This is a genomic window from Conexibacter sp. CPCC 206217 (assembly GCF_030646165.1).
GTDB lineage: Bacteria > Actinomycetota > Thermoleophilia > Solirubrobacterales > Solirubrobacteraceae > Conexibacter.
On the sequence record NZ_JAUTDO010000012.1, the window covers coordinates 26,082 to 42,292 of the forward strand.

General features: G+C 72.0%; 9 protein-coding genes. 1 reads left to right on the forward strand and 8 read right to left on the reverse strand.

The genetic code is table 11. The features are described 5' to 3' along the window. Positions 1–4: 4 nt before the first annotated feature. Entirely contained in the window at positions 5–541 is a 537-nt protein-coding gene (locus tag Q7L65_RS24465) for an RNA polymerase sigma factor (RefSeq protein WP_304725444.1), read from the reverse strand. Positions 542–685: 144 nt separating this feature from the next. On the opposite strand from Q7L65_RS24465, the gene Q7L65_RS24470 reads away from it, so the two are divergent. Next, positions 686–1,279, forward strand: a complete 594-nt coding sequence (locus Q7L65_RS24470; protein ID WP_304725446.1) for a hypothetical protein — start codon at positions 686–688, stop codon at positions 1,277–1,279. 49 nt (positions 1,280–1,328) lie between these two features. Here the strand turns inward: Q7L65_RS24470 and Q7L65_RS24475 are convergent, their stop codons facing one another. The 7 genes from Q7L65_RS24475 to Q7L65_RS24505 all read right to left on the reverse strand — a co-directional run bounded on the left by Q7L65_RS24475 (position 1,329) and on the right by Q7L65_RS24505 (position 16,160). Continuing rightward, complete coding sequence (locus Q7L65_RS24475) at positions 1,329–2,513, reverse strand: DUF2600 family protein (protein ID WP_304725448.1); 1,185 nt, start codon at positions 2,511–2,513, stop codon at positions 1,329–1,331. A gap of 46 nt (positions 2,514–2,559) precedes the next feature. After that, positions 2,560–5,112, reverse strand: coding sequence for an FtsX-like permease family protein (locus Q7L65_RS24480; RefSeq protein ID WP_304725450.1), 2,553 nt, complete (start codon positions 5,110–5,112; stop codon positions 2,560–2,562). Then, positions 5,109–5,921, reverse strand: coding sequence for an ABC transporter ATP-binding protein (locus Q7L65_RS24485; protein ID WP_304725452.1), 813 nt, complete (start codon positions 5,919–5,921; stop codon positions 5,109–5,111). The genes Q7L65_RS24480 and Q7L65_RS24485 overlap by 4 nt, the downstream gene beginning before the upstream one ends. Next, entirely contained in the window at positions 5,918–6,622 is a 705-nt protein-coding gene (locus Q7L65_RS24490; protein ID WP_304725454.1) for an ATP-binding cassette domain-containing protein, read from the reverse strand. Before Q7L65_RS24490 ends, Q7L65_RS24485 begins: the two co-directional genes overlap by 4 nt. Continuing rightward, a complete protein-coding gene (locus tag Q7L65_RS24495; protein ID WP_304725457.1) occupies positions 6,619–7,146 on the reverse strand; it encodes a helix-turn-helix transcriptional regulator in 528 nt (175 codons plus the stop codon). The genes Q7L65_RS24490 and Q7L65_RS24495 overlap by 4 nt, the downstream gene beginning before the upstream one ends. A gap of 426 nt (positions 7,147–7,572) precedes the next feature. Then, positions 7,573–8,298, reverse strand: coding sequence for a L,D-transpeptidase (locus tag Q7L65_RS24500; RefSeq protein ID WP_304725459.1), 726 nt, complete (start codon positions 8,296–8,298; stop codon positions 7,573–7,575). A 5-nt stretch (positions 8,299–8,303) separates the two neighbouring features. Then, positions 8,304–16,160 (reverse strand): hypothetical protein, encoded by a 7,857-nt coding sequence (locus Q7L65_RS24505; protein WP_304725461.1) that lies wholly within the window; start codon positions 16,158–16,160, stop codon positions 8,304–8,306. Between the last annotated feature and the right edge of the window lie 51 nt (positions 16,161–16,211).

Below are 16,211 nucleotides of genomic sequence, written 5' to 3' on the forward strand. Positions count from 1 at the left end.
TCCTCTATGAGAGCAGACTCCGGGAAGAGGGCGATCCTTCCGGCGATCCGCCGGATCTGCCGGTCAGATCGGCCGTCACGCGCTCGCGCGCGCGGTGCAGGCGGCTCGTGATCGTCGCCTCGCGCGTGCCGAGCGACTTCGCCGCCTCGCGGTAGGAGAGGCCGACGACGTCGACCGCGATCAGCGCCAGGCGGAAGTCGTCGGGCAGGCGCGCGATCGCGGCGAACAGCTCGTGCGCCTCCAGCGCCGCCTCGGGCCGGCCGCCTGGACGCGGATCGCCGAGCGCGAGGTCGTCCAGCGTCGCGACCTCCTGCGGGCGGCGCGACGCCGTTCGGCGCGAGGTCAGGAAGGTGTTGCGCAGCGCGCTGAGCAGGTAGCCGAGCTCCTCCTCGCCGCGCAGCCTGCGCGGTCTCGCGAGCACGCGCGTGACCGTCTCCTGGACGAGATCCTCGGCGTCCTCGCGCGATCCGCACAGCGCCCACGCCGCACGGTAGAGCCGATCGAGGTGACGCACGACGGCGTGCGGTTCGAGTCGGCTCATATCCGGACTGTAGCCATGCGGCCGCGTTCTGGAACGTTTGGTGAGTATCTGGTCTGAGGCGGCGCGACAGCCGGGAAGGATCCGCGCGAAGCCGGCGTCTTCAGAGGGGAAGCAGCCCTCACCTCTCGACAAACGGAGACCCAGATGCGCTCCCGTCTCTTCTCCCGTGCGGCCCCCGCGGTCGCGCTGATCGTCGCTGCCCTCGTCGTCGCCGGCTGCGGCAGCTCGTCCAACGACGACTCCGGCTCCAGCGGCTCCGGCTCGACCGCCGCGTCCGCCGCCTCCGGCGGCGGCGCCTACGGCGGCAGCCCCAGCTCCAGCTCCGGCAGCTCGACCACGACCGCCACCAGAAGCACCGCCGGCAACGCGGCCGCCGTCGTCAGAACGGCGAGAACCCCGCTCGGCACGATCCTGGTCGACGCGACCGGCAGAACGCTGTACCTGTGGGAGGCCGACACCGGCATGAGCAGCACCTGCACCGGCGCCTGCGCCCAGGCCTGGCCGCCGCTCACCACCAGCGGCAGAGCGACCGCCGACGGCGGCGCGACGAGCAGCGACCTCGGCACGACCAAGCGCGCCGACGGCACGACGCAGGTGACCTACGCCGGGCACCCGCTGTACTACTTCTCAGGCGACAGCGGCGCGGGCCAGACCAACGGCCAGGACAGTGACGGGTTCGGCGCTGACTGGTTCGTGGTCATGCCCAGCGGCAAGGCGATCGAGGGCGGCGGGTCCTGAGCGACCCTCGGTTGGCGGACGGGGCGACGCGGCGCTGGCCGGCCCGCGCTCACCCCGACAGCGCCCGGCGCACGCGCAGCAGCGCGAGCGCCGGGTGCACCGCGGGCGCCAGCTGCTCGATCACCGCAGCGGCCGCGCTGCGGGCGGCCGGGCTCCCGTTCGCGCCCTCGTCGGACAGGTAGAAGCCCGCGAGGCCGGCGACGATCACGCCGTGCGTGCGAGCACGTGGCAGACCGCGAACATCCGCGGCGCTGCGCGCGGCGATCCGCGCCATCCCCGCCGCCGCGGCTGCAGCTGACGGGTACTGCGCGACGTACGAGAAGTTGCCGCTGCGGTTGTCGGCATCGACGTCGACGAGGCTGTCGAGCAACGTGCTGAGCGCGCAGACGTCGGCATATGCCAGCGCGATCCGCCGCGCGCCCGCGACGGTCGTCGCGGGATCCGCGGCGGCCGCCGTCAGCGCGTGCACCGCCAGCGACGAGATCCCCGCGGCGGCCGTCTCCCACCACTCCAGCAACGGAGCGGAGCGGTCGGCGGAGATCCCGACCGCGCCGGCCCCGACGCGGCGCGGCCGGCGGTCGGGGAGATCGGCGCGCGCCCACGCGCGCAACTCCCCCAGTTCGCCCCGCAGCATCGCCGCGTGGGTGTGGCTCTGCGCCGCCCCGCACCGCCGTGCCTCGCGCGCCGCGACCCCCGCCACCGCACGGGCGCTCGGCAGCGCCCAGAAGCGCCGCCGGCAGGTCGCGACGAGATCGGCGAGATAGCCGCCGTCGCCGGCAGTGTCGGATATCGGTCCAACGTGGGCGAACGACTCCACCAGCGCCCGATGCAGCCGCAGCGACGTGCCGAGCGGGTCGCGCACGTCGCGCTCGGTCAGCGTGTCGAGGTAGTCGAACATCAGCTGCCAGGCGACCAGCAGGTCGGTCGTCGCGTGCCGGGCGCGGCGCGGGGCGAGCAGCGCGAAGACCGCGGCCGCCTCCGCGTTCAGCCGCTCCTCCCCGACCGTGCTGAGCGCGAGCCCGCGCGCCTCCGCGTCGGGGATCCGCTGCGCGCGCTGCTGCCAGCGCGCGATCTCGGCGCGGGCCCGCGGCACGATCGTCGTGGTGTAACGAGCGAGCGCGGCGACCATCTCGGCGGTCGCGACGAGTGCGGCGAGCGGCTCGCGCGCCGCGGCGCTCCCGGCGATCGTCTCCGCGCCGGCGCCGCGTGCGGCCAGGTCGTGCTGGCGGCTCATCGTCCGACGGCCTGTCGCGGCCGTGAGACGGAGCGGCGGGCGCAGCTCACGTCTCCGGGTCGAGCACCAGCCGAGCGGGGGCCCGGATCGCACGCTGCGCGGGGATCGCCGTCAGCAGCAGCGCGACTGCGACGAGCGTGACACAGGTCAGCGCGGTCGTCGGCAGCGAGACCGAGAACGGCGCCGGATAGCCCGTCGAGCGTTGCAGCCAACGGCCGAGCAGCCACTGCCCGTAGGTGCCGGCGAGCGCGCCGGCGAGGCAGCCGGCACCGAGGATCAGCGCAGCTTCGATCAGCACGATCCGCAGCGCGCGGACCGGCGGGAAGCCCTGCAGCCGCGCCTCCGACCAGAACACGCGCCGCTGCCAGATCGTCGTGCTGAGCGCCGCCGCCAGCGCGAGTGTCGCGGCGACGAGCAGGATCAGCGCGATCTGGCTCAGGCGGGTCAAGCCCGCCCGCGCGACCGCGTTCGCGTCCTCCGCGCGCTCGTTGCGGCTCTGCACCCGCACAGCGGCCGAGACCTCCGGCCCGAGCGCCGCGCGGATCGCCGTCTGCGTCGCCGGCAGCGAGGTGCCCGGCGCGACGTCCAGCTCGATCGCGGTCGGGACCGTCGTCTCCCACGCGCGGGCGTAGTCGTCGCCGTTGAGCACGATCGCGCCCGGCCCCCACCCGAGGTTCGTCGTGATCGCCGCGACGCGCCATGCGCGCGGACCGCTCGGCGTTGGCAGCGTCAGCCGATCGCCGACCGCGACCCGCTCGTCTCTGGCGATGTGCTCGGAGACGCTGACCCAGCCGCCCGCGCGCAACCGCCGCTCCGCCGTCGCGAGATCGCCGTCCAGCAGCTGGCTCGGGGGGATCAGCACGCGGTCGCGCGGCGAGCGCGCCTGCAGCCAGACGCGGCGGTCGCCGAGGTCCGCGAAGCCGCCCTGGTACGGGCGCACGTCCGCCACGCCTGCGACTGCCGCAAGCGTCTGCGGATCGATGTCGAGCGGCTGCAGCGCGAGGTCGTCGCCGTGCTGGGTGATCCACAGGTCACCGGAGTCGATGTACTCGCGGTAGTCCTGGTAGAGGCCCGTCAGCAGATTGCGGTGTGCGCCCTCCATCGCGGTCACGCCGAAGATCGCGATCGCCGCGGTGGCGGCGAGCGCGAGCGACCGCAGCGTCGTCGCCTGCAGCCCGCGCGCGGCCGCGAGCGCCATGCTCTGGCGGTCGCGCCGCGGCCAGCGCCGCACCAGCGCCAGCAGCCCGGCGAACAGCAGCGGCAGCATCAGCAGCGTCGCGACGGCCAGCGCGGCGACCGCGGCGACCGTCGTCGCCGGTGCCAGCAGCACGACCGCGGTGGCGACGGCGAGCAGCGCCGCCCCCGCGGCCGCTGCTCGCGCGCGCGTGCGGGAATCGACCGACTGCCCCGGCTCGCCGCCCGCCTCGTGCGTGCGCCGCGCCGCGCCGCGGCGCAGGTCCAGCAGCGGTTGCGCGGCCGCCAGCAGGCTCAGCAGCGTCCCGGCCAGCAGCGAGCCGATCACGACGGTCGCGCCGACGTGCTGGCCGCTGCCCAGCGGCCACGCGAACGCGAGGTAGCCGGGCGGGTCGTGCGCGGAGCTGCGCAGCAGCAACAGGCCGGCGCCGATCGCGACGCCGGAGGCGAGCAGGCCCAGCAGCAGCGCCGGGAACAGCATCAGCTGCGCGATCCGCGCGCGCGAGATCCCCGCCAGCCGCAGCTCGCCGACGAGCCGGCGACGCTCCGGGATCGTCAGCAGCATCGCGGTGTAGGCGAGCAGCAGCCCGACCAGCACGCCGATCGCGGCGAACAGGCTCGTCGCCTGGTCGTTGGGCAGGCTCGCCTGCCGCAGCAGCGCCAGTTCGTCGTCGAGCGTGCCGACGTCCATCCGCCCGCCGGCCAGCCGCAGCAGACCGCCGCGCGCCAGCTCCTGCCGGCCCGGCCGCGCGCGCACGAGGATCCGCGTGACGCGACCGTCGAGCCCGGTCAGCGCCTGCGCACGGCCCAGCTCCATGCCGGCGACGTGTCCCGACGCGAGACCGCCGAGGACGGTCTCGTCGAGCACGCTGCTGACCGGCACCTGCTGCGCGCGGCCGCGCGCCTCGAGCGTGACGGCCGTCGTGGCGGCGCCCGCGCCGTCGCGAGCAGGCAGCGAGAGCGCGTCGGCGACCGCGGTCGGCAGGAACAGCTGCGGGAACACCAGCAGCCCCGCGAGCAGCGGGCTCGAGCTGACGCCGCCGAGCTGCGCGAGGCTCGCGTCGAGGCCGATCAGCTCGACGCCGGAGCGGTGGTCGCCGTGCCGCAGCGTGATGCGCTGCTCCAACAGCGGCACCGCCACGTCGACGCCCGGCAGCATGCGCACGTCGCCGACCAGCCGCTGCGGGATGCCCTCGCCCGAGCGGGCGGTCAGCTGCAGCTGCGCGTCGCCCGCGACGCCGACCAGGATCTCGCGCGCGCCCGCGTTGATCGAGCTGTTGGAGACGATCACGGCGAAGACGAGCGCGACGCCGGCGGCGATCCCGGCGCCGGCCAGCAGATCCTGTGCCCAGTAGCCCCGCAACCGCCACAGCTCGAACCGCAGCAGCGAGCGCAGGCCGATCATCGCGGGATGCCGGGGAGGCTGTGCGGCTGCTCGGGCGTCGGAGGCACGTCGCCCGGCGGCTGCTCCCCCGGCAGCGGCTGCGCCGCCGCGTGCGAGTGCGGCTGCGCCTGCGTCTCCGCGCTTGCGAGCGCGCCGCCGCCGGCACCGGTCAAGCGCCCGTCCTGCAGCGTCACGCAGCGATCGGCTGCCTCCGCGGCGTGGGCGTCGTGGGTCACGACCAGGACCGCGCGGCGATGCAGGTGGGCTTCCTCGCGCAGGCGCGCGAGCACGAGCGCGCCGCTGGCGCTGTCGAGGCCCGCGGTCGGCTCGTCGGCCAGCACCAGCTGGGGGTCGTTCGCGAGCGCGCGCGCCAGCCCGACGCGGCGCCGCTCGCCGCCCGACAGCTTGTGCGGCGGGTGGTAGAGACGGTCGCCGAGGCCGAGGTCGACCAGCAGCCGTTGCGCGACGCTGTGCGACTGCGACGCGCGCATCGTGCTGCCCAGCAGCCGCCACTCGACGTTCCCGATCGCGTCGACGCCCTTCAGCATGAACGGCTGCTGCGCGAGGAAGCCGACCGTCTCGCGCCGGAACGCCTCGCGCCCGCGGCGGCCGAGCTGCGCGAGGTCGCGGCCGTCCCAGCTGATCGTCCCCGAGGTCGGCCGCTCGTCACCGGTCGCCAGCCACAGCAGCGTGCTCTTGCCCGCCCCGCTGGGACCGAGCAGCGCGACCAGCTCGCCGCGCGCGACCGTCAGCTCGATCCCGCTGAGCGCGTGCACGACCTCGCCACCGTCGCGCAGCTCGTGGCCGACACCGCGAAGAGCGAGCGTCATCTGGCGCGGTCCCGGCGACGCAGCGGGACGACCGCGGCCGGCTCGCGAGCAGCGCCTGGATCGCGCACGATCCCGCGGTCGATCGTGACGTGACGCCAGCCGCCCAGGCCGCTGACGGAGACCGTGCTCATCAGGACCGCGATCCCATCCCGCGCGAACGAGCGCAGCAGTGCGAGCATCGCGTCGCGCTCGGCGCCCATCAGCCCGAGCGCCGGCTCGTCGAGGAGCAGCAGCCGCGGCTGCGTCACCAGCGCCCGCGCCAGGACGACGCGCGCGTGCTCGTCGAACGACAGCGACGCACCGCACTGCTCGCTCGCCAGCGCGAGCGCGTCGACCCGTCTGAGCGCGGCGAACGCCTCGCGCTCGGCGGCGTGCGGGCTGATGTACGCGAGCCGCGGCGCGGCGACCTGGTCGAGCACGGTCGCGCCCATCGCGGGCGAGAGACGGTCGTACGCGAGCGACAGACCGCCGCGCCGGCCGCGCTGGCGATCCGGCTCGGCGCACCCGTCGAACAGCACCTGCCCGCTGTCCGGCGCGATCACGCCGGCGGCGACCTGCAGCAGCGTCGACTTGCCGGCCCGCCGTGCGCCCGCCAGTGCGACCAGCTGCCCGGGCGCGATCTCCAGCGAGACGTCGTCGAGCACCGCGCGCGGCCCGCTGCGCACGTTGACCCGCTGCAGCGCCAGCAGCGTGCCGCTCATCCAGCCTGCGCCTCGTAGTCGTGCAAGCGCGCGCGGACGTCGCGGATCCAGGCGCGCTGGGCGTCGAGGATCGCGCCGGTCAGGTCCGCGCCGAGCAGGTCGGGCAGCGCCGCGTCGGCGTCGAGCAGCGGCTGGTGACCGGCGGCGCACGTCACGCAGGTCTCGAACGCGTCGAGTATCGCGCGCATCGTCGCGAGGTCGCCCGGCCGCACGGCGCGCAGCCGCACGAGCACGTCGACCGTCGCGCGCGTCTCGTCGAGCGGCCCCGTCAGCCAGTCGCGCCACGCCTCGACGCCGCGTCTGGTCGCGCGGAAGACGTTCCCGGTCGCACGCCCGCTGCGCGACGGAGCGAACTCGCGCACGGCGTCGGGCGCGACCGCCTCGACCAGTCCCTGGCCCTCGAGCGCGCGCAGGTGCTCGTGCGCGTGCCGGTGGCTCGATCTGACGACGCCGCCGAAGCGATCCTCCATCCGCGCGCCGACGTCGTAGCCGTGGCCCGGCCCTGCGATCACCGTCGACAGCACGGCTGCCCGTACGTTCGGCAACCGCGCGTTGTTCCCCAACTCCCTCACACCCGTTCCCCCCGAGGCGTTGATGCAGCCATGTTGAACGTAAACGACCGGAACGTTTCGTGCAACCACACGTATGTTGTAGTTACGGCAAATGGTGCGCTGGATAGTCCGGCCGGGACTATCCGGTTCGGACTAGTAACCGGTTCTTCAAGGTGGCACTGTTGCGATTCAGCTCGCGCGCCTCGTTACGACCGTCACCCCCACCGTCGCTGCGATGCCCCGAAACCGCGAGCGCGACGACCGCCGGCCCGCGAGCCTCGTATCCCCCTTTCGAGGCCGGGCCGGCGGCGTCATCCCTCGCTCAATCGAGCGAGCGGTTGCGCACGCCGCTGCGGACCGCCGGCACGAGCGCGAGCGGACCCGCTCCAGCACGAGCGCTCAGCGAATCCGCACCGGCGTGCCGGGCCCGGCCCGCGCGGCGAGCCACGCGATCACGGCGTTGTCCATCCGCACGCAGCCGTGCGACGACGCGCTCGGGAGCGGGTCGTTCAGAAGCGCGCCGGAGCGGCCGTGCAGCGCGACCCGCCCCGGGCCGCCGCCGAAGTCCTCCAGCACGTCGGAGTGCCCGGTGATGTGCAGCGCGTACGGCCCCAGCTCCGAGCCGACCGGCTGGCGCACGCGCTCGTAGACGGCGAACAGGCCGCGCGGCGTCGGCGTCGCGCGCCTGCCGATCACGACCGGCCAGCTGCGCACGCGCGCGCCCGCGTAGAAGGCGGATCCGCGGCGCGCGGCGAGGTCGATCACGATCCGCCAGCCTGTCGATCCGACCTGCGCGACGTCCGCGTCGATCCAGCCGGAGCTGCCGTTGGGCCGGTCCGGCAGCGCGACGCGCAGCCAACTGCGCTGGCCGTCGACGCGGCTGTCGAGCACCAGCAGCCGCACCTCGCCGCCGTTCCACGGCGCAACCGGAGCGATCCGCCCCGTCGGTCTGGCGTCCGCGTCCGGCACCGCGCGCACCGCCGCCGCAGCGACGATCCGCGCGGTCCAGCTGCGGGTGGCGGTCGGAGGACCCGCCACCTCCGCACTCGCGGCCGGGGCGAACACCCCGGCCGCGAGTGCGACCGCCGCGCTCACCAGCAGCGCGGCGACGCGACTAGTGGACATCGTCACTAGCCGGTGACACCGCCGCCTCTGCCGTTCGCCGGCAGCACGCCGCCGAGACCGCCGAGGCGCACCGGCGCCGATGCCTGTCTTCTGGCCGCGTTCTCAGCCGTCGCGACCGCGACGTTGACGATCCGCGGATCTCTTGCGTCGCGCAGCACGCGGGCATTCACCGTGAACCTCTTCGACGCTCGCGCGCCCAGCAGCCCGACGGTGAAGCAGAGGTCGCCGTCGCGCAGTCTGCCGCCGCTCGTCGACAGCAGCGACAGGCCCTCCGGCAGTGCGTCGCAGACGACCACGCCGGCCGCCGCGTTTCTGCTCGTGTTGGTGACCGTGATGCCGAACTTCACCGTGCCGCCGAGCTTCACCGGCTGACGGCTCAGCGTTCTCTTGGTCAGCTTCAGCGTCGCCGTCGGCATCGGGATCTTCGTCACCACGCCGGCACGGTCGTTGGCCGGGTTCACGTCGGCGGCGCCGGCCGAGACCGTCGCGGTGTTTCTGACGCTGCCCGCCGCGAGCGCTCTCACGCGCACGGTGACGACCTTGCTGGAACCGGCGTTCAACGTGCCGATCGCGCATCTGACGAGCTGACCTCTGATCGTGCATCTGCCGCCCGGCACTCTCGCCGAGCGCGCGGCGAGCGCACGCGGCAACGTGTCGGTGACCGTCACTCTCGACGCTGCCGCCGGCCCGTTGTTGGTGACCGTCAGCGCGTAGGCGAACGTGCCGCCGAGCTTCGGTCTGGCACCGGGTGCCACGCGCTTGGTCAGCACGAGGTCGAACGCCGTCGGCGGGGCCGGAGCGTCCGGCGGCGCCGGTGCGTCGATCCGCGTCGGCACCTCGCTGCGGTTGTTGTCCGGGTTGGACTCCGGCTCGTTGCCCGCGACCGTCGCGGCGTTCACGATCGTCGTGTTCGCCAGGCTCGGCGCGATGCTGCCGACGAGCTGGATCTGCACCGCCGCGCCTCTCGGCAGGTCGCCGATCGCGCAGCCGACGGCCTGGCCGGCCGCGCTGCAGGTGCCCTGCGACGGCGTCGCGGAGACGAACGTCACGCCGGCCGGCAGCGTGTCGCCGACGGTCACGCCGGTCGCCGCGCTGGGGCCGTTGTTGGTCGCGATCAGCGTCCAGGCGATCGAGCCGCCCGCGGTCGCCGTCGCCGGTCCCTGCTTGACGATCGCGAGGTCGGTCGACGGCCCGACGGTCGTCGGCGCGTCGTCGCTGTTGTCACTGGGGTCGGAATCCGGCTGGTCGCCTCTGACGGTCGCCGTGTTGACGATCGTCGTGGAGGCGAGCGCCAACGGCGCGGTCGCCGTCACCTGCACGGTCGCTCTCGCCCCGACGGGGAGGTCGCCGATCGCGCAGGTGATCGTGCCGGCGGCCTCGCTGCAGCCGCTGCTGGCGGAGACGAACGTCGTGCCCACCGGCAGCGGATCGGTCACCGTGACGCCGGTGGCGTCGTCGGGACCGTCGTTGGTGACGGTCAGGTCCCACGTCAGCTGCCCACCGGCCGCGACGGTCGCCGGGCCGTCCTTGACGATCGACAGGTCGGCGATCGGATCGACGATCACGCTCGCGTCAGCTCTGTCGGTCTCGCCGCCGCCGGGCGGCTGCGGCGTCGTGGTCGTGACGACCGCTCTGTTGAGCCAGTCGCCCGCGACCTCACCTCTGACGGTGACGTGGACCGTCACCGGTCTGTTGACGTCGAGATCGCCGAGCAGGCAGGTGATCGTCCCGCTCAGCTCGGTGCAGCTCGGGTCGTCGGCGGAGACGAACGACAGCTCGGCCGGCAGCACGTCCTGCAGCTCGACGTCGCGCGCGACCGACGGGCCGACGTTTCTGACCGTCAGCGTGAACGTCGTCTGACCGCCTCTGAGGATCTCGCCAGGCGCCGCCGTCTTCGTCACCGTGACGTCGGCGAGCGGGTCGGGCGTGAGCTCGCTTCTGGAGGAGTCGTTGCTCGGCTCCGTGTCGGTCGTGGTCGTTCTGACCTCGGCGACGTTCACCAGCGGCGCGTCGAGCGTCGCGGGGTCGACCGTCACTCTCAGCGCGTACGTTCTGTCGAAGCCGACCGGCGCCGTGGCGACTCTGCACGTCACGGTGCCCGCGGCCTCCGCGCACGGCGCGTCGGCGGAGACGAATCTGACGCCCGCGGGCAGCACGTCGCTGACCTCCACGTCCTGCGCGTCGGACGGGCCGTTGTTTCTCACCCGCAGGTTCCAGGTGACGTCCTCGCCTGGCACGTATCTGCCCGTCGCCGGGGTCTTCTCGATCGACATGTCGGTCTCGGCTCTGACGTCGAGCGAGCCGTCGTCCTCTATCGCCGTCACCAGCTCGTCGGAGATCACGCTCGATCTGTTGACGACTCTGGTGCCGTCGGCCACGTCGGCCGCGACCTGCACCGGCAGTTCGATCTCGGCGACGTCACCGGCGGAGAGGAGCGGGAAGGTCCACTCGATCGTGGTCTCCCCCGCGCCCGGTCCGGCTCTCACCGTCTCTCTGAACGCGCCGTACGTCGACGTCGCCGGTCTGTTCGCGGCGTCGTAGCTGAGACCCGCCGGCAGCACGTCGGTGATGACGACGTTGTTGGCGTCGTTGGCGCTTCTGTTCTCGACGGCGATTCTGAACGTCGATTCGGTGCCCGCGATCGCGGCGCCGCCGTCCGGCGTCTTGTCGATCGTCAGGTCCGGCAGCACGAGCGTCGCGGTCGCGTCGTCCTCGGGCGCACCGTAGTCACCATCGCCGTTGCCGCTGTTGCCGGCCTCGTCTCTGGCGGAGCTGACGAGCGCTCTGTTGACGTTCGCGTCGGCGCCCGTGCCCGGGGTCGTCTGCGCGGCCGCCGTCGGGCTCGCTCTGTAGTCGATCGTCACCGTCGCACCAGGCGCGATGCTCGCGACCGTCCAGCTGAGCACGTCGCCGGCCGGGTCGGTTCTCACGACCGGCTCGCTCGCGCCGCCGGGCGTCAGCGTCGCCGAGCTGGCGACGTAGCCCCAGTTCTGCGGCAACGTGTCGGTCACGACGACGTCGTTCGCCGTCGCGGTTCTCGACGTGTTTCTGACGACGACCTGCCACGGGAATCTCTGACCCACCGTGACGTCGCCTCTGTCGGCGTGCGGCGCGGTGCCGAGGCCCGTCGTCTTCACGAGCGTCAACGACGGGAAGTCGAGCACCACTCTGGCGCTGTCGCTGCCGCCGTCTCTGTAGTCGCGGTACTCGACCCCGCTGTTGCTGGGATCGTCACGGTCCGCTCTCGGGACGCCGAAGTAATCCGGCACCGTCGCGGTGTTGTCGATCGACTGGTCCTGTCTCAGCGAGCCGGCGTCGACCAGCACCGCTCTGTAGGTGATTCTGACGCTGGCGCCGGGCGCGATCGGCCCGTCGATCAGCCACGCCATTCTGTGGTCGCCGCTGGTCCAGACCTTCGTCTGCGTGACACCGGCCGGCAGCGAGTAGGAGACGACGTCTCTCAACTCGGCGTCCGGCTCGTCCTGCACGACGACGTCGTGCGCGGGCGAGTCGCCGCTGTTTCTGATCTCCAGCTGGTAGGCGACCGTGTCGTCGGACTGCGCCGTGAGGACGCTGTCGGAGAACGTCGTGCCGCCGTCGAGGCTGACCTGCTTGTCGATCGACAGTCTCGGCTCGAGCACCGTGACGGTCGCTCTGCCCGGCGAGGACTCCTCGTCGAAGCCGCCCGGGATCACCGTTCTGTCGAACGGCCCCTCGACGTCGGTCCGGTTGCTGGAGATGACCGCGGTGTTGACGAGCGTCTGACCGGCTGCGACCTCGGAGCCGTCGGCGTATCTGGCACGCACGTGGCCGCTGTACTGCAGCGTCACCTCCTGCGCGGTCGCGAGTCTGTTCGACGCGATGTCGCCGAAGTCCCACGCGATCGTCGTCGTGCCGTCGCCGTTGGCGACCGGGTCGTACTCCTGCACGGGGTTGATCAGCGGGCAGGTTCTCGTGCACGTGATCGTGCCGTAGTCGTCGAACGCGATGCCGTCCGGCAGCACGTCGGTCACCGTCACGTCGAACAGCGAGATGTGCGCCGGGATCGAGACGGTGAGCGTGTAGGTGGCGTGCTCGCCGACCGTGAGTCTGGCGGGGGTGACGCTCTTCGTCACCGACGCTATCTCGATTCTCACCGTGTCGTCGGCTCTGGCCTCGTAGCCGGGGAAGCCGTCGCTGCTGTCACGCCGTTCGGGCGCCGACGGCAGGCTCTCGCCGATCGTCGTCACTCTGTTGGTCAGCTCGGCGCCGCCGATCGCGGGGTCGTCGACGCTGACGCGGTATCTGATCACGTGCGTGGTGCCCGGCTGGATCGTCACGCCGGTCTCGGTGATCGTGCGCGCGTCCTCGTCCCAGACCGCGTTGCTGCCCGGGATTCTGTCGCCTCTGGCGAGTCTGCTGTTGTCGGCCGCGATCGGCGAGAGGCCGACCGGCACGTTGTCGACGATCGTCACGTTGTGCGCGGTCGAGACGCGCGCACCTCTGTTGGACGTCGTCAGCGTGTACTCGACGAAGTCGCCCGGCAGCACGCGTGCGCCGCCGGTGTCGTCGACCTTGGCCTGCGACAGCAACGGCTCGACGAGCTGGATCGAGGTCGTCTCGGAGTTTCTCGTCTGCGCTCCGACGACCGGGTCGGTCCAGGTCAGGACCGCTCTGTTGGCGAGGTCGTCGTTGTCGGCGCGCTGGTTCTGCGAGACGTTCGCGACGATCACGCTGAACGTCAGCGTGACGACGGCGTCCGGCCCGTCCGGTGGGACCGAGAAGTCGGATCTGATGCTGAACGACGGCCCCGCGGGGTCGCTGTCGTCGAGCGTCAGGTCGCCGAGCGTGATCGGACCGCTGACGGCCAGTCTCGCCGACGCCGGCACGTACGTCTGGCGCGTGGCGGAGTCGAGCGCGTCTCTGAGCACGGCGATGCCGCCGAGCGTCGTGCCCGCCGGGATCGTCGTTCTGACCGTGTAGCCGATCTGCTCGCCGATCGTCGCCTGGTTGGCGACGTTGCCGTCGGCAGACGCGTTCACCGTCGTCGTCGCCTGCTTTCTGACGAACGAGTCTCTCGTGAAGACGTCGCTCGGGTCATCGGCGGCCGGGGCGTTGTCTCTGCCCGCGTAGCTTCTGTCGACGTTGTTCGCCGGCACGTACTCGAAGAACGTTCCGACGTTCGTTCTGCCGGAGTATCTGACGACGCCGGCGGTGTTGACGAGCGTGCGCGCCGGGCCGATGTCCGCTCTCACCTGCGCGGTGTATCTGAGCGTCAGCGCGGGAGCGCCGGCCGCGAGTGACAGCCCGCTCCACTCGATGTAGTCGGGATCGCCCGGCAGCACCCCTGCGCTGCACAGACCGGCGTTGGTGATCGAGCTGATCTGCAGGCATCTGTAGTCCGCCGGCAGTACGTCGCGCACCGTGATCAGCTCGGCGTCCTGGCCGCCGCTGTTGGTGACGTCGAGACGGTAGGTGACTCTGTCGCTGGCCTGCACCTCTCTGTGGTCGACGTTCGGGCCGGCCGAGCTGCTGGTGGTGGCCGCCGCGCCGTCGACTCTGTCGACGCCCTTGACGAGGTCGAGGACCGGCGTCTCGATCACGATGTCGCGCTGGTCGCGCAGCGAGGTGGAGACACCGGCCGTGTTCTCGGAGGCGAACTTGAGCAGGTTGCCGACGATGTCGCCGTCTCTGGCGTCGGGGAAGTCGACGGTCGTCGAGAAGACGTGCTCGAAGATCTGGTTCGCTCTCGGCACGGTCCCGGACGGCGTCCATCTGAGGACCGGGTCGTCGTCGGGATCGGCCGGGAAGGCCGCGCTCTCGTCGATCGTCGCGACGACGCTGTTGCCGCCGTGCGTTCTGTCGGAGCCGGGCTCGTAGGTGACCGGTCTCGGCAGGAAGTCGGAGATGACGACCGGTCTCGTATCGACGTCGGTCGGGAACGCGACGTTGACGAGCCAGCAGACGCGGTCGCCCGGGTGGTAGGTCTGCACCGGCTGGACGTACACCGCCGCCGTCTGGCAGAAGTTCGCGGCCGACGCGTCGGCGACCGGGACCGCGACCAGCTTGGAGATTCTCGGGTCGGGCGCGAGCTGGCTCGCGGCGCTGGCGTCGGGGATCTCGACGCCGGTGCCGTAGCCGGCGTCGTGCGGGATCTCGGTGCCGGGCGTTCTGCAGTCCGGCGTGCCGGGCGTGACGCAGCGCACGACCATGTCGCCTCTGGTCTCGACCGTGTTCTCACGCTCGTCGCGCGTGAGAACCGCGCCGGCGTCGGCGAAGTTCTCCTGGTAGTGGGTGCGCGTGCGCGTCGGGAATCTGATCGTGAATCTGTCGTTGACGTCGGTCTTGGCGAGCTTCGCGAGGTCGTCTCTGTCCCACGTCAGCGTCCAGCTGCCGTCCTCGTTCTCGGTCACGCTGCCGAAGGCCGGCGTCGGGCTGAGGCCGCCGAAAGGGTCACACTCGCTGTCGCTGCCGGAGGTGTTTCTGGTGCGGTTGACGACGTCGATCGGGCAGTAGCCGTCGGGGAGCGTGTCGGTGACGGTCGCATCGACGATCGAGCGGTACTCCGAGGTCTCGAACGTCAGCAGCCAGTTCGTCACGCCGCCCTGCGCCAGCTGTCCGTCCGGGAGCGTCGAGCCGGCCTGGTCGTCCTGGCTCTCGACCTCCTTGTGCACGACCCAGTCCTCGGCGGTGCGCGTCAGCCAGTAGTCGTCGGTGACGGCGATCGGGCCTCTTCTGCTGCTCTGGTAGTCGCCGCTGGCCGTCGCGTAGTTGGTCAGCTCCTCTTCGTCGGTCGTCTCTCTGCCGGTGACGGGGTCGTTGTTGTCGAGGTTGGTGCCCTGTCTGCCGTCCGTCGCCGGGGTCCCGTTGGACCACGTCATCGTGTTCTCGTAGATCGGGATCGCGGCGCGGTATCTGATCAGCTGCGTCGATCTGCCGGCGAGCGAGCCGATGCTCCACACGACTCTCGTGTAGACGGCTCTGGGCAGCGGGCCGGCGCCGTCGGGATCGACGTTCACCGTGTCGACGAGCGTCGGGACGATGCAGCCTCTGCTGGGGATGTCGGTGATCGCGTCGACGTCGATCGCCGGGGCGCCCGTGTACTCGAACGGGGTGCCGGTCGTGGGCGATCTCGTCGTGTTGTCGTCGCTGCTGCCGATGCCGCAGCCGAGGAACTCGAGACCGGCCGGCACGTAGTCGACGACGGTGACGTCGTTGGTCGGGTTGATGCCGTTGTTTCTGACGGTGAGCGTGTACGTCGTCTGGTGATCGTGGACGCCGCGGAGGATCTCGCCCTCCCACGACGGCTCGTCCTTCTCGATCTCGATCGCTCTGATCGACGTGGTCGATCTCAGCTCGGGCGTGTAGCCGGTGTAGCTGGTCGCGCGCGGGCCGTCCGGTCTGCCGTCCGCGGCGAACTTCGGGATGTAGCGCGCGTTGTCGTTGACGAACGCCTGCGCTCTGATGTCGAAGGTGTCACCGACGTCGTAGACGCTCGTGTCGTATCTGACGGTGAAATCGAGGTTGCGCGTCTCGTTGGGTGACAGGTCGGCGACATTCTCGAACAGCAGCGTCGTCTCGCCCACACCAGGGCCGGCGATCGTCCTGGGTGAGACCGGGGCGCCGGCGTTGTAGGAGACGCCTCTCGGCAGCACCACCCGGTATGTGAGGTTGTACCCGTACGGCTGCCCGCCTGGATCGTTCACCTCGAAGTGAACCGGCACAGGATCGCCGTGCAGGACCTCCTGCGGATCGATTCTGCCGGCGATGTTCGGCGTGCCGTCGGCGCGCGCGGAGGCTGACAACGCCATCAGGCCGATGAGGCCGAGGCCGAGGGCCAGCGTCAAGAGGGTTCGTGCGCGTGCGCGCAGACGAGCATGCATCGGTGGAGCACCTCAGTGTCGGGGGTGTTGCGGGCGACCTGCTGCCCTGCC